General features: G+C 62.4%; 22 protein-coding genes. 11 read left to right on the forward strand and 11 right to left on the reverse strand.

Annotated elements, in window-relative coordinates; genetic code table 11:
- The first annotated feature begins 102 nt into the window (after positions 1 to 102).
- On the forward strand, positions 103 to 543 hold the full coding sequence (gene fur / locus ACXJKJ_RS04660; protein WP_056200069.1) for a ferric iron uptake transcriptional regulator: 441 nt from the start codon (positions 103 to 105) through the stop codon (positions 541 to 543).
- A gap of 23 nt (positions 544 to 566) precedes the next feature.
- On the opposite strand, the gene hprK is transcribed toward fur, so the two are convergent.
- The 3 genes from hprK to hpf form a co-directional block, all read right to left on the reverse strand.
- Entirely contained in the window at positions 567 to 1,523 is a 957-nt protein-coding gene (gene hprK / locus ACXJKJ_RS04665) for an HPr(Ser) kinase/phosphatase (protein WP_457389264.1), read from the reverse strand.
- 34 nt (positions 1,524 to 1,557) lie between these two features.
- Positions 1,558 to 2,028 (reverse strand): PTS sugar transporter subunit IIA, encoded by a 471-nt coding sequence (locus tag ACXJKJ_RS04670; protein WP_056200063.1) that lies wholly within the window; start codon positions 2,026 to 2,028, stop codon positions 1,558 to 1,560.
- Between the two features lie 259 nt (positions 2,029 to 2,287).
- A complete protein-coding gene (gene hpf, locus ACXJKJ_RS04675) occupies positions 2,288 to 2,629 on the reverse strand; it encodes a ribosome hibernation-promoting factor, HPF/YfiA family (RefSeq protein ID WP_056200061.1) in 342 nt (113 codons plus the stop codon).
- A gap of 420 nt (positions 2,630 to 3,049) precedes the next feature.
- Between hpf and corA the strand changes: the two genes are divergently transcribed.
- The 3 genes from corA (at position 3,050) to ACXJKJ_RS04690 (ending at position 6,327) form a co-directional block, all read left to right on the forward strand.
- On the forward strand, positions 3,050 to 4,039 hold the full coding sequence (gene corA, locus ACXJKJ_RS04680; RefSeq protein ID WP_056200057.1) for a magnesium/cobalt transporter CorA: 990 nt from the start codon (positions 3,050 to 3,052) through the stop codon (positions 4,037 to 4,039).
- Positions 4,040 to 4,512: 473 nt separating this feature from the next.
- Positions 4,513 to 5,427 carry a MerR family transcriptional regulator gene (locus ACXJKJ_RS04685; RefSeq protein ID WP_457389265.1) on the forward strand — a complete coding sequence of 305 codons (915 nt, stop codon included), beginning with the start codon at positions 4,513 to 4,515 and terminating at the stop codon, positions 5,425 to 5,427.
- Between the two features lie 27 nt (positions 5,428 to 5,454).
- Positions 5,455 to 6,327, forward strand: a complete 873-nt coding sequence (locus ACXJKJ_RS04690) for a ferritin family protein (RefSeq protein WP_056200052.1) — start codon at positions 5,455 to 5,457, stop codon at positions 6,325 to 6,327.
- Between the two features lie 68 nt (positions 6,328 to 6,395).
- On the opposite strand, the gene ACXJKJ_RS04695 is transcribed toward ACXJKJ_RS04690, so the two are convergent.
- Genes ACXJKJ_RS04695 through ACXJKJ_RS04705 form a run of 3 tightly spaced genes read right to left on the reverse strand, consistent with a single transcriptional unit; the run spans position 6,396 to position 8,497 of the window.
- Positions 6,396 to 7,262, reverse strand: a complete 867-nt coding sequence (locus ACXJKJ_RS04695) for a hypothetical protein (protein ID WP_056200050.1) — start codon at positions 7,260 to 7,262, stop codon at positions 6,396 to 6,398.
- Between the two features lie 15 nt (positions 7,263 to 7,277).
- Positions 7,278 to 8,147 (reverse strand): ABC transporter ATP-binding protein, encoded by an 870-nt coding sequence (locus tag ACXJKJ_RS04700; protein WP_457325000.1) that lies wholly within the window; start codon positions 8,145 to 8,147, stop codon positions 7,278 to 7,280.
- The gene (locus ACXJKJ_RS04705; RefSeq protein ID WP_056200043.1) at positions 8,144 to 8,497 is read right to left on the reverse strand and encodes a GntR family transcriptional regulator; all 354 of its coding nucleotides are present in this window, start codon (positions 8,495 to 8,497) and stop codon (positions 8,144 to 8,146) included. The genes ACXJKJ_RS04700 and ACXJKJ_RS04705 overlap by 4 nt, the downstream gene beginning before the upstream one ends.
- A gap of 854 nt (positions 8,498 to 9,351) precedes the next feature.
- Here ACXJKJ_RS04705 and ACXJKJ_RS04710 point away from each other — a divergent pair.
- The 3 genes from ACXJKJ_RS04710 to ACXJKJ_RS04720 are packed head-to-tail and all read left to right on the forward strand — an operon-like array spanning position 9,352 to position 10,820.
- Entirely contained in the window at positions 9,352 to 9,825 is a 474-nt protein-coding gene (locus ACXJKJ_RS04710; RefSeq protein WP_457389266.1) for a hypothetical protein, read from the forward strand.
- A 16-nt stretch (positions 9,826 to 9,841) separates the two neighbouring features.
- The gene (locus ACXJKJ_RS04715; protein ID WP_457389267.1) at positions 9,842 to 10,312 is read left to right on the forward strand and encodes a hypothetical protein; all 471 of its coding nucleotides are present in this window, start codon (positions 9,842 to 9,844) and stop codon (positions 10,310 to 10,312) included.
- On the forward strand, positions 10,305 to 10,820 hold the full coding sequence (locus tag ACXJKJ_RS04720; RefSeq protein ID WP_457389268.1) for a hypothetical protein: 516 nt from the start codon (positions 10,305 to 10,307) through the stop codon (positions 10,818 to 10,820). The genes ACXJKJ_RS04715 and ACXJKJ_RS04720 overlap by 8 nt, the downstream gene beginning before the upstream one ends.
- A gap of 120 nt (positions 10,821 to 10,940) precedes the next feature.
- Here the strand turns inward: ACXJKJ_RS04720 and ACXJKJ_RS04725 are convergent, their stop codons facing one another.
- On the reverse strand, positions 10,941 to 11,483 hold the full coding sequence (locus ACXJKJ_RS04725; protein WP_457389269.1) for an NYN domain-containing protein: 543 nt from the start codon (positions 11,481 to 11,483) through the stop codon (positions 10,941 to 10,943).
- Between the two features lie 426 nt (positions 11,484 to 11,909).
- On the opposite strand from ACXJKJ_RS04725, the gene ACXJKJ_RS04730 reads away from it, so the two are divergent.
- Genes ACXJKJ_RS04730 through ACXJKJ_RS04745 form a run of 4 tightly spaced genes read left to right on the forward strand, consistent with a single transcriptional unit; the run spans position 11,910 to position 14,387 of the window.
- Positions 11,910 to 12,161 carry a hypothetical protein gene (locus tag ACXJKJ_RS04730; protein ID WP_457389270.1) on the forward strand — a complete coding sequence of 84 codons (252 nt, stop codon included), beginning with the start codon at positions 11,910 to 11,912 and terminating at the stop codon, positions 12,159 to 12,161.
- On the forward strand, positions 12,161 to 12,550 hold the full coding sequence (locus ACXJKJ_RS04735) for an E2/UBC family protein (protein ID WP_457389271.1): 390 nt from the start codon (positions 12,161 to 12,163) through the stop codon (positions 12,548 to 12,550). Before ACXJKJ_RS04730 ends, ACXJKJ_RS04735 begins: the two co-directional genes overlap by 1 nt.
- Positions 12,547 to 13,884 carry a HesA/MoeB/ThiF family protein gene (locus ACXJKJ_RS04740; RefSeq protein WP_457389272.1) on the forward strand — a complete coding sequence of 446 codons (1,338 nt, stop codon included), beginning with the start codon at positions 12,547 to 12,549 and terminating at the stop codon, positions 13,882 to 13,884. The genes ACXJKJ_RS04735 and ACXJKJ_RS04740 overlap by 4 nt, the downstream gene beginning before the upstream one ends.
- Positions 13,881 to 14,387: a DUF6527 family protein gene (locus tag ACXJKJ_RS04745; protein WP_457389273.1), complete on the forward strand. Its 507-nt coding sequence runs from the start codon at positions 13,881 to 13,883 to the stop codon at positions 14,385 to 14,387. Before ACXJKJ_RS04740 ends, ACXJKJ_RS04745 begins: the two co-directional genes overlap by 4 nt.
- A gap of 207 nt (positions 14,388 to 14,594) precedes the next feature.
- On the opposite strand, the gene ACXJKJ_RS04750 is transcribed toward ACXJKJ_RS04745, so the two are convergent.
- From ACXJKJ_RS04750 to ACXJKJ_RS04765, 4 genes are read right to left on the reverse strand one after another with little or no spacing between them, the layout of a single operon-like run.
- Positions 14,595 to 16,667 (reverse strand): UvrD-helicase domain-containing protein, encoded by a 2,073-nt coding sequence (locus tag ACXJKJ_RS04750; RefSeq protein ID WP_457389274.1) that lies wholly within the window; start codon positions 16,665 to 16,667, stop codon positions 14,595 to 14,597.
- A gap of 15 nt (positions 16,668 to 16,682) precedes the next feature.
- A complete protein-coding gene (locus ACXJKJ_RS04755) occupies positions 16,683 to 18,281 on the reverse strand; it encodes a hypothetical protein (protein ID WP_457389275.1) in 1,599 nt (532 codons plus the stop codon).
- A 31-nt stretch (positions 18,282 to 18,312) separates the two neighbouring features.
- Positions 18,313 to 21,171, reverse strand: a complete 2,859-nt coding sequence (locus ACXJKJ_RS04760) for a site-specific DNA-methyltransferase (RefSeq protein ID WP_457389276.1) — start codon at positions 21,169 to 21,171, stop codon at positions 18,313 to 18,315.
- Complete coding sequence (locus ACXJKJ_RS04765; RefSeq protein WP_457389442.1) at positions 21,171 to 24,284, reverse strand: BPTD_3080 family restriction endonuclease; 3,114 nt, start codon at positions 24,282 to 24,284, stop codon at positions 21,171 to 21,173. The genes ACXJKJ_RS04760 and ACXJKJ_RS04765 overlap by 1 nt, the downstream gene beginning before the upstream one ends.
- Between the last annotated feature and the right edge of the window lie 242 nt (positions 24,285 to 24,526).

A 24,526-nucleotide genomic window follows, 5' to 3' on the forward strand; every position in this document is an offset into this window, starting at 1 on the left:
CTGAAGGGGCAGGAAGGGGACGGGAAGCGCCGGCCGGCAGGCCGGCTGGCTATGATCGGCGGATTCTAGCGGGGCCCTCCCTGGCCTCCTTTGCTCCCCGCCATGCCCTCTTCCGCCAAGAACCAGACCAGCGACATCAAGAACAGCGGCCTCAAGGCGACGCTGCCGCGCATCAAGATTCTCGAGATCTTCCAGCGCGCGGCGCAGCGTCACATGACCGCTGAAGATGTTTACAAGGCTTTGCTTGGCGAGGGCGCCGACATCGGCCTGGCGACGGTCTATCGCGTGCTGCAGCAGTTCGAACAGGCGGGCCTCTTGAGCCGCAACCATTTCGAGACGGGCAAGGCCGTCTATGAGCTCAACGAGGGCCACCACCACGACCACCTCGTCTGCCTGAACTGCGGCAAGGTCGAGGAGTTCTTCGACCCCGGCATCGAGGAGCGCCAGCACGCCATCGCGGGCGAACGTGGCTTCCAGCTGCAGGAGCATTCGCTGGCGCTGTACGCGACCTGCCTGAAGACGGACTGCCCGAACCGCAGCTGAGCGCTCCCCTCGGGCGAGGGGCTTCAGTCCATCGAACCGTTGTCGATGGCGCGCTGGTGGCGCTCGACGAATTCCTTGTAGGTGTCGATACCGCGCAGCTGCAGGATGGTGTTGCGCACGGCGGCCTCGACCAGCACGGCGAGGTTGCGGCCCGCGTCCACGGCGATGACGACCTTGCGCACCGGCATGCCCAGCACATCCTCGTACAGGGGCTCATAGGGCAGACGCTCGAAGTCGCGCTCCATCGTCTCCTTGCGCACCAGGTGGACGATGAGCTTGAGGCGCATCTTGCGGCGCACCGCCGTCTCGCCAAAGATGGACTTGATGTCGAGCAGGCCGATGCCTCGTACTTCCAGCAGATTGAGCAGCAGCTCCGGGCAGCGGCCTTCGATGGCGGTCTGGGCGATGCGGAAGAAGTCGACCGCGTCGTCGGCGACCAGGCCGTGGCCGCGCGAGATCAGCTCCAGGCCGAGTTCGCTCTTGCCCAGGCCCGATTCGCCGGTCAGCAGCACGCCCAGGCCCAGGATGTCCATGAAGACACCGTGGCGGGTCGTGCGGTTGGCGAACAGCTGGGACAGGTAGCCGCGCACCAGGTCGATGACATGACCGGCGGACTCATTGGTGCGGAACAGCGGGATCTCGGCGCGGTCACACATGGCGACCAGGCGCGGCGGCGGCAGGCTGTCGTCGGCGACGATGATGACCGGCGGCTCCAGCGTGACGATGCGCGAGATGCRCCGGTCCTGAACGTCGGTGCCTTCCTGGTTCAGATAGGCCACCTCACGACGGCCGACGATCTGGACGCGGTAGGGATGGATGTAGTTCAGGTAGCCGACCAGGTCGGCCGCACTCTGCGCATCGCGCACGGCCGCTTCGTCGAAGCGGCGTTCCGGGTGGGCGTGGCCGGCGATCCACTCCCAGCGCAAGGCCTCGCGGTGCTCTTCGAAAAGCCTTTCCGCGCTGATCGAGGTGGGTTTCAAACTAAGGGTTTACGCGAAGCGTCGAAAAGCGGCATCAAGCGACTGATTTCAGCGGCTCCCAGGCCGCAATCAGCTTGTGCAGGGTGGCGGCGTCCGGCTCGGCCTTGAGCTGCTCGCGCAGTTCGCGGTCGGACAGCATCTCGGCGATCTCGGACAGGATCTCCAGATGACGCTGCGTGGCCGCTTCGGGCACGAGCAGGAAGATCAGCAACCCGACGGGCTCGTCATCCGGCGCATCGAAGCCGATGGGCTGGGCCAGCCGCAGCACCGCAGCCAGCGGGTTCTTCAGGCCCTTGACGCGGCCATGCGGGATGGCGACGCCGTGTCCCAGGCCGGTCGAGCCCAGACGCTCTCGGGCGAAGAGGTTGTCGGTGACCAGCGCCCGGCCCATCTGGTGGTGGTTTTCGAACAGCAAGCCTGCATGTTCAAAGGCGCGTTTCTTGCTGGACGCATCCACGTTCACCAACACGTTGTCGGCAGGCAGGATGGCGGCGAGACGGTTCATGGGTTGAGGCCAAGCATCGGGGGCGCCGGATAGGCGCGGCCGTGCCGGGCTGGTGGGTCAATCAGAGCGACAGATTATGGAACCCTGCGTCGTTTTGGGGTGGGCGGTAGCCCCTAGAGACGTGGAAAACGCCTCTGACCACCCATGAATGCGGGTTTTTGCGGCACTGCAGCAAAAACCGATTGCCGCGAGCAGCCATGGATTGTGCATCGCAAAAACAAAAGCGGCCCGCAGGCCGCCGCGAGATGAGCCAGGGGCTTCAGCGTGCGGGTACCTCGAGGCGCTTGGCCGAGGCGTGGTGATGGTCTTGCACCTTGTCCTTGTGGCGGCAGACCTGACGGTCCAGCTTGTCCATCAATTGATCAATGGCGGCGTACAGATCCTCGTGGGATTGCTCGACAAAGATGTCGCGGCCCTTCACATGCAGGGTCACTTCGGCGCGCTGGCGGCGTTCCTTCTCCTTTTGCTTCTCTACGGTCAGCAGGACGTTGATATCAACGACCTGGTCGAAGTGGCGGGTCACACGGTCCAGCTTGGTGAGTACGTACTCGCGCAGAGCGGGCGTGACTTCGAGATGATGGCCACTGATCGTCAGATTCATAAAGCCTCCTTTCAGAGGAATGGGTCGGAAAACAAACCAGAAAACTGAGAAAAAACAGACGAAGGGGGAGGGAGGAGGAGGGTCTTTCGGGTAGCGGAGGTGGGTGGGAGTGGGGAAATCGACGAGTCCAGTTTGCTCGCGAAGCCGCGGCATGACAAGGGGATGACGGTGACCGTTTGTCGGCTGGAGGGCCTCGTTTTCGCGGCTTCTTTCACGTCTTGAGCGGGTGCAATAATCCGCGGCTATTCACCCTACGGAGCCCTTCTTGGACAGCGATCACCCTCGGTGACCGTCCACTCCCGCTGCCGGCCTTCCTGAGGCCCCGCCCGGAGTGAGACGGTTGACCTGAATCCCGCCACCCCGGACGGCGCTGCGCCGTCGTCCTCCGCCAGTCTGGCCAGCGCTGCCAGGAGACGATGCATGCTGAATGTGTTCACGCTGGACAACGGGCGCCTCAAGGGCGGCCTGTTCCAGGAAGAAATCGAAACCGCCGAGGACCTGGCCCAGTCGCGCCCGGTCTGGGTCGACCTGGAAAGCCCGAGCGCCGAGGAGAAGGGCTGGATCCGCGACCGCTTCGGCCTGACCATCCCCGAGGACATCGTCGACGAGGACCTGGAGGAATCGGCGCGCTTCTACGAGGAAGACAACGGCGAGCTGCACATCCGCTCCGACTTCCTCATCGAGGGCGACGAGGGCCCCGACGGCAAGTCGGCGCGCAATGTGCGCGTGGCCTTCATCCTCTTCAACAACATCCTGTTCTCCATCCACAACGAGGACCTGCCGGTGTTCCGCCTGCTGCGGCTGCGCGCGAGGCGCATTCCGGCCTTGATCGAGGACGCCAAGGACGTGCTGCTCAAGCTCTACGACGCCGACGCCGAGTATTCGGCGGACGTGCTGGAGGGCATCTACGACAAGCTCGAGGCCGTCAGCGTCCGCGTGCTGAAGAGCGACGTGACCGACGCCGCCGCCGGCGAGGTGCTGTCGGCCATTGCGCGCGAGGAAGACTTGAACGGCCGCATCCGCCGCAACGTGATGGACACGCGCCGTGCCGTCAGCTTCATGATGCGCAGCCGCATGCTCAACGCCGAGCAGTTCGAGGAATCGCGCCAGATCCTGCGTGACATCGACTCACTCGACTCACACACCGCTTTCCTCTTCGACAAGATCAACTTCCTGATGGATGCGACCGTCGGTTTCATCAACATCAACCAGAACAAGATCATCAAGATCTTCTCGGTGGCCAGCGTGGCCTTGCTGCCACCGACGCTGATCGCATCGATCTACGGCATGAACTTCAAGAACATGCCGGAACTGGAGTCGAGCTGGGGCTACCCATTCGCCCTCGTGCTGATGCTGTTGTCCGTCGCGGCACCCTTCATCTACTTCCGCCGCAAAGGATGGTTGAAATAGTCCAGGCGCACCTCACACGCGGCTGAAAAAAGGCCTGCGTCGCGTGGACGCAGGCCTTGGTCATAAAAGTGGCCGCAGAACGCCTCGAAGCCAACGAGGGAGGGAGGGAGGAGGAGGAGAACGGCTTCGAGATTGCTGCTCTGAGATCAGAGAGGTTGCGCGACCTAAATTCGTGGTTGAGCGGAGAGTGCGAGCCGAGCCAGGGCTCGGGTTTTTACTGGTGTGTAGCCTGAGAGTGGGCACTGAGCGCGAAATTCCAAGGCCGTGTACCGGTTTCCTGTGACGATTGTTGTCCTCGCCGCGGCTGTTTTTCTCTGCCCCGTGCGGCTGCAGCGGAATTACAAACAGTAGGACGTGTAAGTCGCTTTGTCGAATATTTCTGTTGGTGTGCGGGCCGCCCCTCTCGCGCGGCCGGAATCAACTACTGTCCCAGCTTTGTGCAGGGCGAACCATGCGCGATCCGAGATCCAGCGATGAATGATTCGTTCGACGGCATCGGCATCACCGCGGTCGAGCGCGATACCGGCATCCACAAGGAAACGCTGCGCGTCTGGGAGCGCCGCTATGGTTTCCCGTCGCCCAGGCGCGACGCGACCGGCGAGCGCCTGTACCCGCCGGAACAGGTTCAGCGGCTGCGGCTCGTGAAGCGGTTGCTGGACGCCGGCCACCGTCCGGGCCGTGTCGTTGCTGCGTCGGTGCAGGAGTTGTCGGCCCTGCTGAAGCCGCCTGCGGCCGTGCCCGTCGCGGGCGCGGCTGTCGAGCCTTTCGAGATCGCCGCCTGTGCCGCCTTGCTGCAAGGCCATGACGTCGAGGGGCTGCGGCGTGCGCTGTCCGAGGTCGTGCTGCGCCGCGGTCTGGGGCGTGGCGTCATCGAGGTCTTCGCGCCTTTGACGACGCGCATTGGCGAGTTGTGGATGAGCGGGGCGCTGCAGATCTTCCAGGAGCACCTCTACAGCGAATCCCTGCAGTTGGTGCTGCGCCAGGCCATGCATGCGCTGCCGCCCCCGACCGGTCGCCAGCCGCGGGTGCTGTTGACAACCCTGCCCGGCGAAAGCCACGCGCTGGGCCTGCTGATGGTCGAGGCCCTGCTGGGCCTGGAGGGCGCCGCCTGCCTGTCACTGGGCGTGCAGACGCCGTTGGCGCAGTTGCCTGCCGCCGCGGCGGCCTGCCGGGTCGATGTCGTCGCGCTGAGCTTCGCCGGCCAGCTGGCCCCCCGAGCCGCGCTGGACGGACTGGCCAGCTTGCGCACACAGCTGCCGGCCGCCGTCGAAATCTGGGCCAGCTGCAGCAGCCGGGCACTCCGTTTGCTGGGCTCTCAGGACGGCGTGCGCTGCCTCGACGGCCTGGCCGCAATCGCGCCGGAGATGGCACGCTGGCGCGAACTTTAGAATCCCGCCTCTAGACGAGGATTTCTCATGCTTTACCCTGAACTGTTCAAGCAACTCGAAGCCGTGCGTTGGAACATGGACCGCGACATCCCGTGGGACAAGTTCGACGCCAGCCTGCTGAGCGACGAACAGGCCCAGACCATCAAGATGAACGCCATCACCGAGTGGTCGGCGCTGCCGGCCACCGAGATGTTCCTGCGCGACAACCGCGAAGACAGTGACTTCTCGGCCTTCATGTCGGTCTGGTTCTTCGAGGAGCAAAAGCACAGCCTGGTGCTGATGGAGTACCTCAAGCGCTTCCGCCCTGATCTCGTGCCCACGGAGGCCGAGCTGCACGAGGTGCGGTTCGACTTCGACCCCGCGCCAGCGCTCGAGACGCTGATGATGCATTTCTGCGGCGAGATCCGCCTGAACCACTGGTACCGCCGTGCGTCCGAGTGGCACAACGAGCCCGTCATCAAGGCCATCTACGAAACCCTGTCGCGCGACGAGGCCCGGCACGGCGGCGCCTATCTGCGCTACATGAAGCGGGCCATGGCCAAGTTCGGTGACGAGGCCCGCGCGGCCTTCGCCAAGGTGGGCGTGCTCATGGCCAGCGCCCGCCGCACGGCCCAGGCCCTGCACCCGACCAATCTGCACGTCAACGCCAAACTCTTCCCGCGCGACACCATCCAGAGCCGCCTGCCCGATCCCGAGTGGCTGGAGCGCTGGCTGGACAAGCAGATCCAGTTCGACTCGGTCTGGGAGAACAAGGTCGTCGAGCGCATCCTGCACAACATGAGCCTGCTGATGGACCGCAGCTTCGCCACCGTGCAGGAGCTCAACCGCTTCCGCAAGGAAGTGGCAGCGCGCATCGTGCCGCCGGCGGCGCCCGACGCTCTGGCCAGTTCACCGACCTGAGGCGTTCAGAAACAAAAAACCGGGGCCAGTTGAACTGACCCCGGTTTGCTTTTGGGCAGGCCGGCCGATCAGGCGCCGCGTGCCCGCTTCATCACCACCAGTGCGAAACCAGCGGCGGCCACGGCGACCCAGCCCAGGAACTGCAGCGAGGCGAGATCGGCCAGCGTGTGGCTCAGGTCCTGCAGCGACCAGGTCCACAGGTTGACGTCCGACATCAGGGCCGACTTCAGGCCTTCCGCGTCATTGATCATCGAGTGGCCGAGGCGCTCGTTCCAATCGCTCAGCGCCTGCAGCGGCCAGTCGATGCTGTAGACCTTGTGCAGCACCAGGGTGACGACGAAGCCGCCGACGAAGACCAGGGGCACGCCCAGGCGCTTGAGCCAGGCCGAAGCGGCCATCAGCACGAAGATCATYGGCGCCAGCCACAGCATCAGCGGCACGGTGCCCACGAGGCCACGCAGCAGCAGGGGCGTTGCCGCCGAGACGACCTCGCCCCAGTTCACCGACATTGCCGCGCCCAAGCCCGCCTTGCTGCCCAGGACCGACATCGCTATCGGCAGGCCGAAGAGGGCCCCCACGACCGCGCCACCCAGAGGCGCCAGCCAGGCATGGGCCAGCACCGTCGATGCGACGCTCTCGCTCGGCCGCCCCGGCAGGGAGAGCCAGAACTCGATCGAGCGGTCCTGCGCGTCGCGGCGCGCCAGGCCAGGCAGCTGGAACAGCGCCACCAGCAGGCAGATGGCATATACCGCGCAGGTGCTCAGCAGCAAGATGGCCAGGCCGATCAGTTCCGGATGTTCCATCGGCAGGCCCTGCACATGGCCGAAGGGCAGCATGGCCAGGAAAAGGATCGGCGGAGCGAAGGCGGCGATCAGCCAGCCGCGCTTGTGCTGCATCCACTCGCGCAACAGCAGGGTGGGGATGTGGTTGTTCATGGCATTTGCTCCAGTTCAGGCTTGCTTGCCGTTCAGCGCCGGGTTGCGGGTCAGCGCCATGAAAAGATCGACGAGGCTGGGGCGCACGCGCTGGCCCAGGCTGGTGATGTGCTCGGGCGGCGGGCCGTCGAACAGCGAGGTCGTGCGGCCCTGCTCGCGGTAGCGCAGCAGCGGGTGGGCGGCGGCCATCGCGTCGGCGGCGGCCGGGTCGTGGTTCAGCGCCACGAAACGGCGGTCGATATCCTCCAGGCTGATCGACAGCGCCACGCGGCCTTCGTCCAGCATGATCACGTCGGACAGCAGCGCCTCCACCTCCTCGACCTGGTGGGTCGAGATCAGCACGCTGCGCTCGCCGTCGCACCACTCGTCAATCAGCATCTCGTAAAAGCTCTTGCGCGACACCACGTCCAGGCCCAGCGTCGGCTCGTCCAGGATCATCAGCTTGGCGTCGATGGCGGCGATCAGTGCCAGGTGCGTCTGGGCCACCATGCCCTTGGACAGGCTCTTGATCTTGTCGCCCTCGCTGACGCTGGTGCGCTTGAGCAAGGTGCGGGCGCGCTCGGCCGAGAACTTGGGCTGCAGCCGGCCCATCAGCGTGATCAGCTCGTGCACCCGGGCCCAGCGCGGCAGCACGGCCACGTCGGGGATGTAGCTGAGCTCGGTCAGCAGCTGCTGGCGGTTCCTGGTCGGCTCCAGCCCCAGCACGCTCAGCTCGCCCTGCACCGGCAGCAAGCCGACCATCGCCTTCATCAGCGAGGTCTTGCCGGCGCCGTTGTGGCCCAGCAGGCCGACGACGCGGCCCTTGGGCACCGCGACGGAGACGTCGTTCAGCGCTGTCTTCTTGCCGTAGCGCAGCGTGATGTTCTTGGCTTCGATGAGGTTCATGTCGACTCCCAGTTCAGATCCTTGGCGGTCAGGCCCAGCCGCTTGAGCTTGGCGCGCAGGGCAGGCCAGTCCTTCTGCAGGAACTGCTCGCGCTCCTGGCGCAGCAAGCGCTCGCGGGCGCCGCTCATCACATACATGCCCAGGCCGCGGCGCGACTCGATCAGGCCGTGCTCGCTGAGCGCCTGCAGCGCCCGCGTGACGGTGAGCGGGTTGATGACGTACTGGCTGGCGAGCTGTCGCACCGACGGCAGGGCCTCGCCTTCCGGGGGGCTGCCGTCAAGCAGCTGCACGGCCAGTCGGTCGGCCAGCTGCTGGTAGATCGGTGCCTGGTCTGTCCAGGTGGGAGTCATGGGTGCTCCGGGGTGTGTTGCTGATGTAGCACACCATATCTCCTAGCTCCGGGAGCGACCTAGCGGGAGGCGACAGGCTGCAGATTTGGGGGGATGGGCTGCTCGACGCGACGCGGCTGTCGGTTTGCGCTGAGTTTGGAATTGTTTGCGCTTAACTTGGAACTCTTAAAGCCAACATCAAGCGACCGCGCACGAACCTAAGTGACTGATAAGCAAGCAGTTTTTTCTCGCCGAAGCTTCGGCGAGCGTAGGGCAGACGGATCGACCCAACGCCCCGAGCGAATGTCAGCCTCAGGTCGGCTCGACGCTGACCCGCGTTCCAGCGGTTCTCGGGACGGCCAACTGCTGTTGTTTGCGGTCGAGCCGAGCATCAGCGAGACGACCTACCGCTCCTACATCCTCGAACGCGCCTCGACTGGCTCGCCATCGAAGCGGTGCGCCTGGTGCTGCTAGCGTATGGCGGCCGCCCACAGCCATCGGACCTGCGAGAGCCTTTCGCAGGCTGACTGAACTCCAGGTTTTTGGCCGTCAGTCACGCTTACGAGCGGAACGCCAGCAATGAAATCACCGTCCTTTCCGCTGTGTCGCTACGACGGACGCTCTTCAGGGCCATCAACCTTGAGTCTGACGCTGGCCCTGGAACGCCAGCGGAGGTCGCGGCGCTGCAGTCGCCCGCGCGGCACCCCGGGTCCGGGTGCAGCATCGTCAACACACAAACTTCACCCAAGGAAGGCGGTGCTTGTACGAAGTCAATCCCAAAGTTCTGCGCTCACAATGAGCATTAGCGAGCTGTCAAGCGCAACGAGCGGGAGCTCAAGCTTGACCACACTTAACTTATAGATTAAGCTTCTCACGTGCGGGTCCGTCTTTTCGAAGAAACCGATTTCTCGTCTGACCCTCCCGCCGCCGCCGCACCGAGGAATCGCGTGCTCGCAGCTTGGTTTGACGACCGGTGCTGCATTTTTTCGGATCACGCCGAGCAGCTTGACAATTTATGCCTGACGGAACTCGGCCAGCTGATGTACGACCTGTGCATGAAGGCCAGGTCGGGCCTGCCGATTGCCGAATGCTATGGCGCGGACGAATGGCTTCACCTCGGTGATGTGTCCTTTCGCTGCGGATCCGAGGTGATTACCGTCCCTACCTTCCGTCTGTCGCGACGCAATGTCGCGGTAGTTGGATTTGTTGCCCGCAATACTCATATTGTGGTGTACGCATGCTTGAAAAAGCGTGCGTCGCTCAAGAAGGCGGATGGGGATTGCCTGGATGGAGCCATTCGCGCTTTTTGCGAATCTCAACGGCTCAATACTCTTTTCCCCGAACAGTGACCTTGGAGCTCTCATCATGAAATTCTTAGATCGCATCAAGGAACTTAGCTCAACCATTAAGCGCTCAGATCAATTAAAGACAAAAGTCGCAGCAGATCTAGCTATTTTGATCGCGAGAGCGGGCCTGAAAAGAAAACAAATAGCTCAACGCTTGGAGATTTCAGAAGCTGCACTGTCCATAAAATTAAGTGGCACACAGAATCTGACTCTTGAGTCGATTTCCAGTATTTCTGAGGCGGCAGGCTTTGATTTCGACGTGGTGTTCCGTACGACGTACATGCCACGTGCTCATAGCTTCTTCGAACTTGAGGAACCCCGTTCCGAGCAGAAGCTTGCTGACATACGGATTCGCAAGGTTAAGGGTCAATGGCGAGCACCGGTGTTCAATTCAAGAATGGCGCCGGTATATACATTGAGTTCTGGACTTGGTGCCGCCGCAAGTGCGGCCGCGAATGGCGATTGTTTGAAGTTCGCCTCTAATGCATAGCAGCGCACTACAACTAGAGCATTATGAGCTCGCTGCCCTGCAAGTCTCCCCCGTTGAAGACTTTGACGGTAAGGGAGACGGAAAGTATCCAAACTTCGACAACGCTCAGTTCGATTCATCAGTCGAATTTGGCAAAGCCGAACGAGGAGACGAGGCACCAGATTCACTTTGGGGCATCAAACTTCGATTGAGAGCTGCTCCCAAGGAAGGTTCTTCCTTCCCTTACATCTTCGACATTTCAATTGTCGGCTTTGTCAGTGGCGCCAAACTCCCTGAGGACAAGCGTCAAGACTTGTGCCTGGTCAACGGAACCTCCCTGCTCTACGGAGCACTGCGAGACGAGATCCTTCGATTGACGTCGCGGATGCGCAATGGGCCTTTGCTGCTTCCCACGGCGCAGTTCCACGAGTTGGCCAACACACATGGGTCCGGCAAAACGTCTGCGAAGAAGATCGAGCCGGAACCAGGCCCGAAGAAACGCCTCAAATCCGAAGCGGCGAAGTCGTAACGGTCACTGCGCGTGCAGAAGCAAGCGGTCCGCGATAACGCCGCGGCCGCACTTCGCCTGCATTGCGCCGGCACAGAATCCAGCCGCTAGCAAGAAGCCTGAGCGCCCCTCGCAGCGACGTCAGAGCCGCAGCGCTTCGAGGTAGGGGTCGAGCGAGATGAACTTCGAAGCGACTTCGCGAAGTTCCCTGGCGCACTGACTCCAGAAGACCACTTCTACGCGATACCCATCGGCCTTGAGCTCGTTGATGGTCGGCACGTAATCGGCATCACCCGCAACGAGCACAAAGAGATCTTCGCCAGGCTTGCCGGTCTTGTACGCGTCCTTGGTCAATAGCGTCGCGATGCCAGTGTCGATTTTCTTCTCCTTGTTCTGGACATTCCGGTCTTCCAGATGCAGCTCGAAGCCGGCGCTCTTGGCGTGCACCCAGATGGAGTCGTTTGGAGGCGGCCGCGACCCGAAGAGGGCCGCTCGTTTGATCTTGCTGAGGTCGTTGCCAGTCAGGAACTCGTGCAACTTGCCAAAGCTGAGGGTGTACCCGTGGTCAAAGATCCCAAGATTCATGGCCTCGCGCATGTCAGCCGCAAGGCCGTGCGCGACTGCGCTGGCCCTTCGTCCCTCGATGTAGAGATTCGAGTTGTCGACGTAGATGTAGTCAGCCACGTTCGCTCCCTTGTTCGCGTGAGCTCGTAGACGGCCTACCGCAGCTTGCGGCAGCACCTCCCTTTGAGGCTGCGCGCACGTAGCCACAAGGGTCCGCCTTTCGCCGCGTCCCAAGTCTGCGCTTCGTCAGCGCAACTGCGCAACGGCATTCAGCGAACAGCGCTCCACATAGGTGCGGCCGCTCTCAAAAGCTCGCAGCCCCAGGCTAACGCCCTAAGCGCAGCCTGCAACAACTGCGCCTAAACAGCGACCGGAACCCAACGCGCGCGTGCTGCGCAGTGCGCGCTCGCACGTTTACCCCGCTTTTGCGATGGCGTCCAGACAGGCCCGAAGTGGCGTCAGGCACCGGCAACAGCACACCTCTTGCAGAACTATTATGTTTTAACTTAAGATTCTGACCGTTCTAACTTTTGGCGACCTCGCACCATGGACAACTTCTTCTTCATCGACGGCCACAAGGTCAACAACTCCCAGCCTCGCCTCAGCGGCATGGCCATCAAGCAGCTGGGCCATCAGGTCGACTCGAGCATCGACATCAACCACGAATTGGTGCTCGAGAGCGGCCACGACCCGGACCGCCCGATCGGCGACGACGAGGCGGTGGATCTGGCCCACGGCCACGGCCAGGGCCCGAAGCGCTTCTCGACCCGCCCCCGCACCAACTTCGGAGGTTTCTGATGCACCCGGCCACTGTCGAGCAGTTCGCGCAGCTCAAGGAGCGCTTTCCGGAGGCCCAGATGGACCCGCTGCCCTCCGGGGCCGCGCTGGTCACCATCCCGGCTTTTCCGATCCCTCCGGGCTGGTCGCAGTCCTCGACCACCGTGCGCTTCATCGTGCCGGTGGGCTACCCCGGCCCCCGGCTCGACTGCTTTTGGGCGGAGAGCGGGCTGCGCCTGACCAACGGCAACCCACCACAGTCCAGCAACGACCCGTACTTCATCCCGGAGACGACGCAGTCCGGCCTCTGGTTCTCCTGGCACACGGAGAACAACGCCTGGAACCCGGCCAAGAACACCCTCAGCACCTGGGCCGGCATGATCACCAACCGCTTTAACAAGCCGCAATGAACACCCTCGCCTTCGCAGCGCCGGCCTTGCAGCGGCTCAAGGCGGAGCTGGAACACGCTGAGCTGGAAAGCGCGGCGATCCTGCTGTGTTCGCCCGTGCTGCTGTCGACCGGGGCACACCGCCTCCTGGTTATGGAGACCCACATCCCCACCGAAGCCGACTATGCGCACCGCACGCCCATCCGGGCCGAGTTGCGCACTGAGTTCTGCCTGCCCATCGAGCGCAAGGCCCGTCAGGAAAACCTGGCGCTGGTCTACGTGCACACTCACCCGGGCGGCCTGGCAGCTCAGTTCTCCCATGTCGACGACGAGACCGAGCGCGCGTTGGCAAAGTATCTCGGGCGTCGTGGACCGCACGGCCCGCATGCTTCGCTGCTGTTCGCTGAGCAGGGCATCAACGCCCGCATGCTGGGGACGAGCGAGCCGCTACGCGTTGTCGAACTCGGCGACTCGCTCGTCGTGCACCTGGACGCGAACATGCCTCTGGATGACCCAGATGGTCGCTTCGACCGCCAAGTTCGCGCCTTCGGGGCCGAAGGCCAGCACCTTCTGAGCACCCTTCGCCTGGCAATAGTCGGCCTGGGCGGCACGGGATCGCTGATGGCGCAACAGGCCGCGCACCTCGGCGTTCGCTACTTCCTCCTGGTGGACGACGATCTGATCGAAGAGACCAACCTCAATCGCGTGGTCGGAGCCCGCCGCCGGGACGTCGGCCGGCCGAAGGTCGAGATCGCCAAGAGGATGATTCGAGCGATTAACCCGAACGCCACCGTGGAAGTCATCAAGGCCGACGTCACGGCCAAGGGCGTCGCTCGGCGCGTCGTCGAAGAGGATGCCGTCTTCTGCTGCACCGACTCGCACGCGAGCCGCCACATCTTGAATCAGGCTGCATACCAATACCTGACTCCAGTGATCGACATGGGCGTAGCCATCACCGTTGCGGGCAACGGGGGTGCGAGGTTCGACGGGCACGTCAAGCTGGTGTCCCCGGGCCAAGCCTGTCTTTGGTGCGCCAACAACCTCGACTCCACGCAAGTGCAGCGCGAGCTGATGACCGATGAGCAGCGCGCCAAAGACCCCTACATCCAAGGCGCTGAGCGTGTGCCGCAGCCTGCTGTCGTCAGCCTCAACAGCACGGTGGCGTCCATCAGCATGACGATGCTTTTATCGGTCATCGCCGGCGTGCCCGCCGCCCCGCGCTACATCATTTACCAGGGCAACCGTGCTCGAATGAACGCAGCCACATGCGCTGTCCAGTCCGGCTGCTGGTTCTGCGGCCCGAAAGCGCGGATCGCCTCGGGTGACCGGGCGCCACTGCCGGAGAAGGCGACATGACCCGCGCCAAGCACATCCGATTCGTCGGCACGGCCGAGGGGCAGGGCGCCGCGCGCGCGCTGCTGGAGCAGCTGGGCGACGCATCGATCGATCACCGCGGTGTGCCGCGATCGCTGGTGATGCGCTGCCCTGACGGCTGCGGCCAGATGCTGTCGGTGAATCTTKATCCCCGGTCTGGCAAAGCCTGGCGCCTGTACGGCAAAGGCGACACGCTCACGCTGTACCCATCGGTCTGGCGTGAGGACGGCTGCGAGGCGCACTTCATCCTCTGGAAGGGGCACATCATCTGGTGTGACGGGGATGCCACCGTGGGCTGGAACGACCAAGTGCTGATCAGCCGCGTTGGCCAGATCCTGACCGCGGCGTCGCCCCGCCCGATCAACTACGCGGCCATCGCTCAGCAGCTGGATGAGATCCCGTGGGAAGTGTTATGGGCTTGCCAGGCTCTGGTCAAGGCGCGAGTCGGAAAGCGGCTCGGGCACTCCGAGTTCTACGCGCCGTAGCCATGAGCACCACGGACGACATCGGCGCCGACGCGTCCAGAAGCAGCTCGGCAGCCGCCTTGCCCGAAACCTGTGCGTCGGTCCGCCGCGCCGCTGGAGCGCACCTTGACCAGCCCACTGCCTCCCCGATGTGGCCGAGCTCCATCGCCGGACCATCGCAGCCCATCGCCATCTGATTACGCCACTTCCATTGCCCCATCCCGAGCGCTAGGCCGTCAGATCTCCGAGAAACTCTGACCCGGGAGCAACAGAGGTCACCAGCAGTTGGTCTCGTGCTCTCGTGCACGCCACATAGAGCAAATGACGCTCGGTGTGGTAGACCTCCTCCAGGTCTGCTTCGTCGACGACGCTTTCGATGCGTTCTTGCAGCGGGATGACCTCGTCGTCACACGCCATAACCGCCACGTAGCGGAACTCCAAGCCCTTGGCGAGGTGCATGGTGCTGATGGAAGCCTGACCGCTGGCGGTGTCTACCTTGTCGTCAAGCACGCGCCAGCGCAAGCCAGCTGCTTGGATCGCTGCTTCCGCCCGTGGGATTTGGTCAGCAGACCGCACGAACACGCCCAGCTCGTGCGGCTGCATACCGTCTGAAGTTCGCGCAGCTATCCATTCGCTCACGTGCCGCTCTTCGGATCGAGCATCGTCGAACGTGAGCACTTCGGGTGTGGGGCCGTTGAAAACCGATACCGTGCCGCGTCGGTCTTCCACGTTGCCGTCAACATCGCTCACCTCAGGGCCTAGAAGCTTGTCTGCTTGGGCGCGGATTTGATGCGAGGTTCTGTAGTTCACGTGGAGTGTGCGCGACCGACCTCGTACGTCCACGCCTAGCGCCTTCCACGAGAAAGGGGTCTGGAAAATGCGCTGACCCAGATCGCCCGCGAACAGCAGCCCGTTCGGCCGCCCGCCGGCGATGGCCGCCAGCAGGCGTAGCTGGCTGACGTTCACGTCCTGAGCTTCGTCGATCACTACATGGTCGTAGGGCGCGTGCTTCATGCTGCCCACGGCAGCAGCCACACGCGTGCAGATCGCCGCGCGGGTCGTCACGCCCTGCGCCGATAGGTCAGCAGCCACCGCCTCGAAGATCTGCCAAAGCAGCGCACGCTGTGCCTCGGACAGGCGCGTCTTGCGACCCAGGCGCTTGAAGTCACGGTAGCCCTCCCAGGTGCTGAGCTGCCACGTATCCACCACGTCCAACCATTCGGCGTAAACGAACGGCGCGGTGAATCGATGGCCCTCAACACGCCGTGCCGCGTCAGCCACGGACTTACGCAACTGCTCCTCGGTCGCCACACGCACCTTGCCCACATGACGCTCATGAAGGCGCAAAGCGACGGTACTCAGGGCCTCGACTTCCAGGCGTTCGCCGAGCTTGGGCTGGTTGCTGATCAGGCGTCGCAGCTTGCCCTGCAACGCCCGCGCTAGCGTGTCTGAGAAGGTGGTCAGCAGCACGCGGGATTCAGGGTACTGCCGCGCCAGGTGAACGGCGCGGTGCAAGGCCACGATGGTCTTGCCAGTCCCGGCCGAGCCGGCCACGCGCGCTGGACCGTTGTAGTCCTTCTCGACCCACTGACGCTGCGCCGGGTGCAGGAAGATGGTCCACTTTTCCCAGGGGTAGTCCAGCGCCCGGGCGAGTTCTTCCACGTCGCGCATGACACGGAACCGGCGTTGGGCGTCGGGGTGGGCAAACGGGTCCGCGTTGGGGGCTGGGGCGGGGGCAGGCTTGGGTTTGCCTCCGGTGGCCAATTCCAGCAGGGCCTCGGCGGCTTCGCCTGGCAAGTGGCTAGCCAGTTCCAGGAGGCTGTCTTCGTTGGCCTCTAGAACTGTCTGTACGAAGTCCTCAGGCACGCCATAGCTCAGCAACTCCAGCGGCGTGAGGTGCGCAAAGAGCGCAGGCTTAGCGGCGACAGATTCGGGCGCCTCAATCTTGCGGCGCACCAGCACTTCTTCCACCCGCTCCCGCACTTCCACCCACTGGGCCGCGCCGGTCCTGGGATGCGTCTCCAAGCGCCTTCTCTCGGCCCACAGGTAGGCCTTGTCGTGGTGGTCGACGTAGCACAGCATGAAACTGCTGGCAGTCTTGTGCACGATCAGGCGAACGTCAGCGCCTACGCGCACCGACCAAAAGTTCTTGTCTTTCGCCCGGTCGAGCTTATGCAGACTCATGCCGGGGTTGACGGGGTTCATCTGCAGGTCGAAGGCGGTGGTCTTGACCAGCTTTTGCTCATCTCCCGTCAAGCGGGCTAGGCTATCTGTGAACGTGTCAGCGATGCGGAAATCCATGGGCTGATCCACCAGTCAGAAGTCCAAATGCTTGCCGCAGTGGCCAACAACGATTGCCTTGTCGGCGCCTACCCATTCAAAGTGCACTCTGAGTGTTTCAGCCACGCTGTCTTTGACGCCGATCTTGAGGTGCTTTTCCATCAAGATGTCTTGACCCTTGTACTCGAAGGTACGGCGGCGCTTGCCGTCGTTGCTCAGAGCACTAGCCTCGTTCTGGGCGTACGCGTTCTGGCCGAAGACTTTGCGCCCCTCCGCATCCCCGCCACCGCCCGCCACTGCGGACCAGTAGCCGGTCGCCAGTTTCCACAGAAGCTCGAAGGCCTTCTTGCCATTGCGGAACGATTCCGACTCCCGGGCCGAAGACAGAGCTGAATCCGAGACCACGATACGGTCAGGAAAGAGAGTTCGGATGATGGTCAGAGACTGCTCAAGCGTTGGGACTCCTTCCACCAATGTACTGACGGCGTCACGCAGCGGCTGGATTGCCTCTAGGCCTTCGTCATCTGGACCAACCGCAGATTGCCGTTGCCCAGCGAGGGAGTACTTCAGGCCCTGAACGCTGGCCTCCAATTCGGAGATCCGCTCATCCCGATCCTGCACTTGATCTCGAAGTTCGCCAATGGATAGGTCTTTAGCAGTCAGCTGGTCCATTGCTTCTTCAAGCAGCTGAATGTAGCCAGCGCCATCATCGGTCTGCTTGGCGCTTGCAACGGCGCTGGCCAACTGGCCCCGCAACACAGCCTGGTCGACGACGCCAAGCGAGATGTGGCGCCATGCCGTTGGCACATTGGTTTGGTGCGTGACGGTGGAGAGAATCTCAGAATCAAGGTTGACGCCAGCCTCGGCCAAGTCCGCCAACCTGTCCGGGCGATAGAGCGAGCTGTCGCAGTAAACACCGGCATGACCAACCTTTGAACGGTACAGAACGTTGAGTGCCCCGCCCCAAGCGCCATAGCGACGCCCCAGTACCTTTTCGAGTTCGAAGGTGTCGACTCCTGGCGCCACTTGCACCACTTCCGCGATACCAACGAGTAGCGATCTYAAGCGCTCGGGCTGAACGAGATAGCTGCCATCGCGACGCGGGCTGATGATGACGATTGGATGCCCTCGGTCTTCCCGCTCGATGTCGGCCAGGAACGCGGTGGCGCTCGCTTCGTCAAGACGTTTGACCTTGAGCCCGGGAGTCTCACCAACCGGCTGACATTGGCTCACGATGTCGAGTACGACACGAGGCCGCGTAACTTGGATCGGCGCGAGCACTCGCGCGCTGGCTTCGTCCGTTCGCAACAGGAAGGTGCATTCGACGGGCTTGTCCGCCGCCAATTGCCGGATTCCGATGCCCGTAGTCCACAGGCGTCCAGCGACCTGGTCGTCTCGATGCGACAGCTCGGTACTGAAGATGAAAGGGTAACTGGGGGCCGCGGGGTCGAACTTTGTTGAACGGCTGATCACGGTACTGCCGTCTTTCAACCGTTTCCTTGCGATTCCTTGCGCCAACTCATTGGCGGCTATGAACCCTCCCGACCGCTTGCCCATCCATCGCGCAATCAAGTCAATGACCTGCTGGGGGCCGCCCGTAGGCGCCAACATGAAACTACTGCTGTAAACGAGCACTTCGACTTCCTTCCCTGGATTCTTTTGATGCTCAGACCTTGAATACCTTCATTACCTCATCGCCCAGGTGATTGATGACCTTCACCGCGATGCGCCCCGACTTCGGCTTGTCGAACGGCCGCGACGTGTCGCTGTTCAGAGTTGCCCAGGCGTCGGCATCGATCTCTGCTTTCAGCGTGGTCTTCAGCGCTTTGTACGGGTCGTTGGCACCCAGGAAGTACGCGTGGCGTACGAAGAAGCTTTCTTCGTTGTAGTCGGTGTCGATGAACCAACATGCGATGCCGTCGGCGCCGTCGCTGCGTACCTCGCCGGTGCTGGGGTCGAACACGTCCACGCCGTTGACCTTGACGCGCATCTGGCCGTCGCCGGTAGGCAGCAAGGTAATGTCGGGCTCGCCGAAGATCACGAACAGGTTGCCCTTGCCGGTGTTTTTCAGGTCCTCCGCCATGTGCAGGTCGGCGTTCATGCGCGCCTTCAGCACGGGGATGCGGCCCAGCTTGTCGAAGTCGGTGGAGCGGGCGTCGTAGTTGAAGGCGCATGCGATCAGCACGTCAAAGCCAGCATCCGCGGCTTCACGTGCGGCGGCCACTAGGTCGGGGCGCGAGACAGTGCCGAATTCGGGGCCGATGAAGACGGCGGCGCGCTTGGCATCACCCACATCCTCGCCAAAGTGGCCTTCAGCGCAGATCAGGTCGCCCGGCCACGGCTTCAGCGACGTGAAGATGATGCGGTCCTCCTTGTGCGCCTGCTGCACGCCGGCCATGCGCAGTTGGTCCAGGATGATTGCGGCGAAGTCGCGTTGCTCGGCCTGATAGCGGGCCTCCTGCTCGGCCACACCGTCCACCAGTTCGTCGTCCTCGTCCAACGACAGGACGCGGTGCGGCGACAGGCTTTCCACCGTGAACGGGCCGGCCACGCGCGCCTTTTTCCTGTCCTCGTAAGGCTTGTCGTACAGGAATTCGAACTCGGCTTTGGCGGCGATGGAAGCGTCGATCTCCTTTTGGCGTTCGATGCGCTGTGCCCACCACTGGGCGTGTAGTTTCTTGGCTCCTTCTAGCCATTTGGCGTCAGTCCCGCGAGGGATTTCCCATTCGGCCCACGTCTGACCAAGCGACTGGTTCAACTGCTGGCGCAGAGGCTCTAGTAGCGCTTGGAATTTGTCGTGAATAACATCGATTTCAGCATTGTTTGCGATCGACTTCAAGGTTATATGGGCGACTCTTTCATTTACGAATCCATGACGTACGCTGCCAAATCTATTGGCCGTTGCAGGAGCTGTGCGGGTCAGCTCAGCCTCTTTCAATTGCCCCTCTCGGCTGTCCCGCAGCAGGAAGTATGGAAACCTTGCACCCATTAGCCGTGAACGTGCAAGTGCCAGCGCAACACGAGAGGTGTCAGCGGTAATCCAACGCCTACCGCGGAGTTCACTGACGTAAGCAGTAGTCCCCGAGCCGCATGTTGGATCGAGTACCAAGTCTCCCGGGTCGGTCGTCATCAATACGCATCTGTCTACTGCGGTAGTGGAAGTTTGAACGACGTAAATCTTCGGATCAGACCTGCTTTGAACTCCGCCTATATCAAGCCATACATTACTCAGAGGAAACGCGGAGAAGTCCTCCAGGAAGCGTTGATAGCGAACTGATGACTTGATTGGAATGACTCGACCCGCCTTCTGAAGTCTTGCCATGCCTGTTTCCCCCGTTTTCCAAACGGATGGATGGGGACGAAAGGTGCGACCTTCAATGTTGAGGTCGAATCGAGTCTTGTCTACGCCTGTCTGAGAAGTCAGGTCCCCAAGGGTGAAGATGCGATTCGACGGCGCTATCGCGCCGTTTTTCTCTTCAGTGGTGATGGGCCTTCGGAGCCCACTCGGCTCCTGTACTTGGTCGTATTTCGTCGCACCTTCCTCACCAAACACCTTCTCCTTATAAAGCTGACGATACTTGACCCGGGTTTTGTCCCGAGCGTACCAAAGTATGTAGTCTGCCACTGAGGCGAGGACGTTTGTGCCTCCAGCGCCGCTCCCAGATCCAGTCGTCTTCGAGTACGCAATTACACTCACGAAATTCTGTGGTAAGAAAACTTCGTCTAGAAGCGATCGGACGAGATGCATATTCTCGTCGCCAATCTGAACGAAAATTGATCCGGTTTCAGAAAGCAGGTCCCTGGATGCCTGAAGTCTGTCTCGAAGATACGTGAGATAGGAATTGATGCCGTCGCGCCAAGTATCTCGAAACGCCTTTACTTGCTCTGGCTCTCTCGTTATATGGTCCAACTTTCCATCGGAAGTTGTTTTAGCGTTTGTGGACCATTGGAAGTTAGAGTTGAATTTTATGCCGTAAGGCGGGTCGAAATAGATGCACTGCACCTTACCGCGCAGCCCCTCACGTTCGGCTAGTGAGGCCATCACCGCTAGGCTGTCCCCAAGGATCATGCGGTTGGACCAGTGGCTGTCGTGTTGATAGAACTCGGTTTTTGCGTCCTCGCTAGGAAGGCCATTGAAGTCGGCAAACAGATCGAGTGTGTCGCCGAAGTGTTCCTGGGATTTGGCTGCCGCTGCGACCTCAGTCTGCCGCTTTAGGTCGTCGATCAGAACTTTGGGATGCACCTTCTCCTGGATGTACAGCGGCGGGGCGTGCACCACCAGGTCTGACCAGTCCTGCGCGTCCTTGCCGCGCCACACCAGCTGTGGATCCAGGTCGCGGTTGCGCGCAGCCTTCTCGTCTTCAAGCCCCTGGGTCTCGCGCAGATAGCGCACCGGCACCGGGCCTTCCTCCTCAGGCTTCATGACCGACTGGAACTCGGCCGTCGGGATGTTCTTGCGCGTGGCGTCGGTGTGGGTCAAGGTCTCGACGGTCAGGCCGTCTTTCTTGTTGCTCTTTTTGGCCATCAGGCGATCTCGGCAGTCAGGGGTTGGCCGGCGGGGGCAGAACTTGCGCGCACCATGGCGTCGTCGATCATGTGGGTAAAGGCGGCGCCCACCTTGGTGGCGAAGTCGTCTTGCAACTGCCAGATGTCGGTGAACTCGGCGAAGGCCCAGCGGCCATACACCTTTAGGTTGTTGACCCCGGGCACCCAGTAGGTGTCCATGGTGGTCTTCTTATCCTTGGCGTCTTCGCCGCGGTAGCCCTTGATTTCGACCACCAAGTTCAGCAGGTTGTCGGGGCCGTGGCCGTCGTCGATGCGCACGATGAAGTCGGGCCGGTACTGCCGCGTCTCGGAGCCGTAGCGATAGGGCACCTCGAAGCCCAGGTTGTGGTTCTTGACGTAACTGTGCACCTTGGGGTGCCGTTCGGCCACGCGGCAGAACTCGGCTTCCCAGTCGCTGTCCAGCACCACCCAGTTGATGTGGCAGCGGTCGGCAGCAGTCTCCCAGCGATCGGGTTTGGACGTGTTGAAGTTGACGTAGGCGGTGCTGCTGCTGGGGTTGTACGGGTCCAGCACGGCCTTGATGGGCCGGCGACCGTGCTCGGCCCGGGTGATGGCTGCAGTGATGCGCTCGCAGGCCATGTCGCCGAGAGCCTGATACATCAGCTGGGCCGGGTAGGTGCCGCCCTTACAGTCCAGGTGCTTGGTCAGCCATTCCTGGGTGATGCGTTTGAGCTGGCCGAACAGGTGCAGCTTGGGATCGTCGCCTGGGTCGCGCCAGTGGTTGTAAAGCAGGCGCTTGGTCAGGTGCATCAGCAGCGTAGAGTGCCGCATGTCGCCGGTGTGCTTCAGGCTCAGATCCACCACCTCACCCACGATGCCAGCGTTCTGGGTGATAGACGGGCCCACGAGGTCGGGCGTTAGCACCAGCGTGGAGTCGTCGTTGAATTCGGCGGTCAGGCGCTCCTGCGGAAGCTCCACCCGGTAGCCCTGCACGCGGGGGAAGTCGATGGCCAGAGCCTCGCGGTCGCGCATGGCGCGCACTTGCACGGTTTCGCGCGGAGGCTTTGGCTTGCTGATCACCGGGGTAGCGGTGAAGTCGAATGGAATTCCCAGCACATCCGCGTACTCGGGATTGAACAGGTCCTCTTCGTTCAGGTCATAGGACTGGCGGCGCAGCGCACGGCCGATCACCTGCTCGCACAGCAACTGGGTGCCAAAGGCGCGCACGCCTAGCACGTGGGTCACTGTGTTGGCGTCCCAGCCTTCGGTCAGCATGGATACCGACACCACGCAGCGGATGGAGTCGCCCAACTTGCCATGCTTGCCCACGGTGTTCATCACCTCGCGCAGCAGCCGAGCGTCGTCAAATGCCTTGCCGGACCGCAGCTCGTCGGCCAGCGGCCCGCCGCGCTCCAGCACCTCCTGCTTGAATTGCTCAATCTCTGCACCGGCTGCGGCGCGGAAATTGTCATCCAGCGCCTCGCCGGACTCCAACTGCTCGCTGTCGATCAGCAATGTGCGCGGGCGGCCGTAGGGGTTACCGTTCTCGTCGAAGTTGCGGAACAGCTCCAGCCGGCCATTGACCAGCGTGCTACTGCCATCGTCGTTTTCGCGGTGGAACCCCGAGATGAAGTCATAGACGAGCTTGGACGCTGACGTGTTGTTGCACACCACGATGAAGCAGGGCGGCACCTTCAGGCCGGCTTCCTGCCACTTCTCATAGGTGAGCTTGTAGTGGCCGTACAGGGCCTCAAGCGCCGTTTGCAGCTCAACGGGCAAGCTCAGCGGGTCCAGCGACTTGCCGGCCGCGCCACGGCCCTTCTTGGGCATCTTGGTGCGGATGTGTTCCCACAGGTTGCGGAACTTGGGCATGTCGCCGCCGGGGATGTTGTCAGCTACCGGCACGCGGGGCAGCTTGACGATGCCGCACTCGATGGCATCCATCAGCGAGAAGTCGCTGAGCGTCCACGGAAACAGCGTTCCCTCAATGTAGCCCGAGCCGGCTAGGAAAAAAGGGGTGGCGGACAGGTCCACCACGCGGTTGATGCCGAGCTTGCGCCCTACGGCTTCCAGGCCAGAGATCCACAGCCGCGCCGCTTCGTTGTTCTCTTCGGCCTCTTTCTTCTCGTCCCCCTTGAGTGTGTCTGCGGGGGCCTCGGCCTCGGCCGCCGGCTTCTCGCGGTAGCAATGGTGGGCCTCGTCGTTGATGACCATCACCTGGCTCAAACCCATCAACTCTGGCATGACGCGCTGCAGCATTTGACCTTCTGACTCGACCGTATCGAGATCAGCGCCACCCCGACCCTGAAGCAGTGCGCGGCCGCCCTTGCTCAGCTCGATGCGCTCGCGCAGCTTGAACGAGTGGTAATTGGTGATGACGATCTTGGCCCGGTTCAAGTCTTCCAGCATGTCGCTGGGCACCAGTTCGCGGCTTTGGTAGTAGCTGTCGGGGTCGTTGGGCTGCAGCACCCGAAGGCGGTCCTTGATCGTCAGGCCAGGGGCGACGATCAAGAAGCCGCGAGCGAACTTGTTGCTGCGCTCGTGGCGCACGGCGTTGATGGTCTGCCACGCGATGACCATAGCCATCACGGTAGTCTTGCCGGCGCCGGTCGCCAGCTTCAGGGCCAGGCGCGACAGGCCGGGGTTGGCTTCGCCGTTGACGCTGTCCAGGTGATCCAGGAAGGCCTTGCCGGCATTGCCGATTTGCGGTGCCACCTCGGTCAGCCAGATGATTGTCTCGGCCGCCTCGACCTGGCAGAAGAAGGGGCGGATGCTGGCGAACTTGTGACTGCGCCAGTGCTTGAGCAGGCGGGCCGTTTCTGGAGTGACCCGCCACTGAGCTTCCGGCAGAAGGCGCCATCGGTCAACCGCTTGCCGCACCGAGTTGATCAGCGCTGTGTGGTCGTAGCTTTGTGAGGCGGACGACAGGGCCTCATCACCGGCGATCAAGGAAACCTGGGTCCCAGAGCCTTTTTGCTTCTTCGCGCGCGGGATTGGCGTGATGAACTCGGCCTTCCTGCGCTGTTCGACGATCTTTTGCGTCGGTTGCCCGGTTCCATCAAGCTCCCAGTGACGAGCGGGGTACTCGTACGGCGAGTTGAGGATTGGCCGCTCAAAGAATGCATTAGTCATCTTGTCGTTCTTAATCTGCACCAGAACCGGCGGAACGATGCTTGTTTCGCCTCCCTGAGGCGACCGCAAGCTTCAGCTCTAGCCAGGGCTCGGCGGCACACGCTCCCCCCTAGAATTTAAGCACCTTTCGCTCTGCGCCGGGCCCCCCCCGGTCCACTATTCCGCGATAGGCGAGCGCACAAGTGCTGTTGATTCCCACGCCATCCTGACCCACCGTTTCCGTCCAATCCTGACCCACCCTT

The organism is Roseateles sp. P5_E1 (assembly GCF_054049335.1).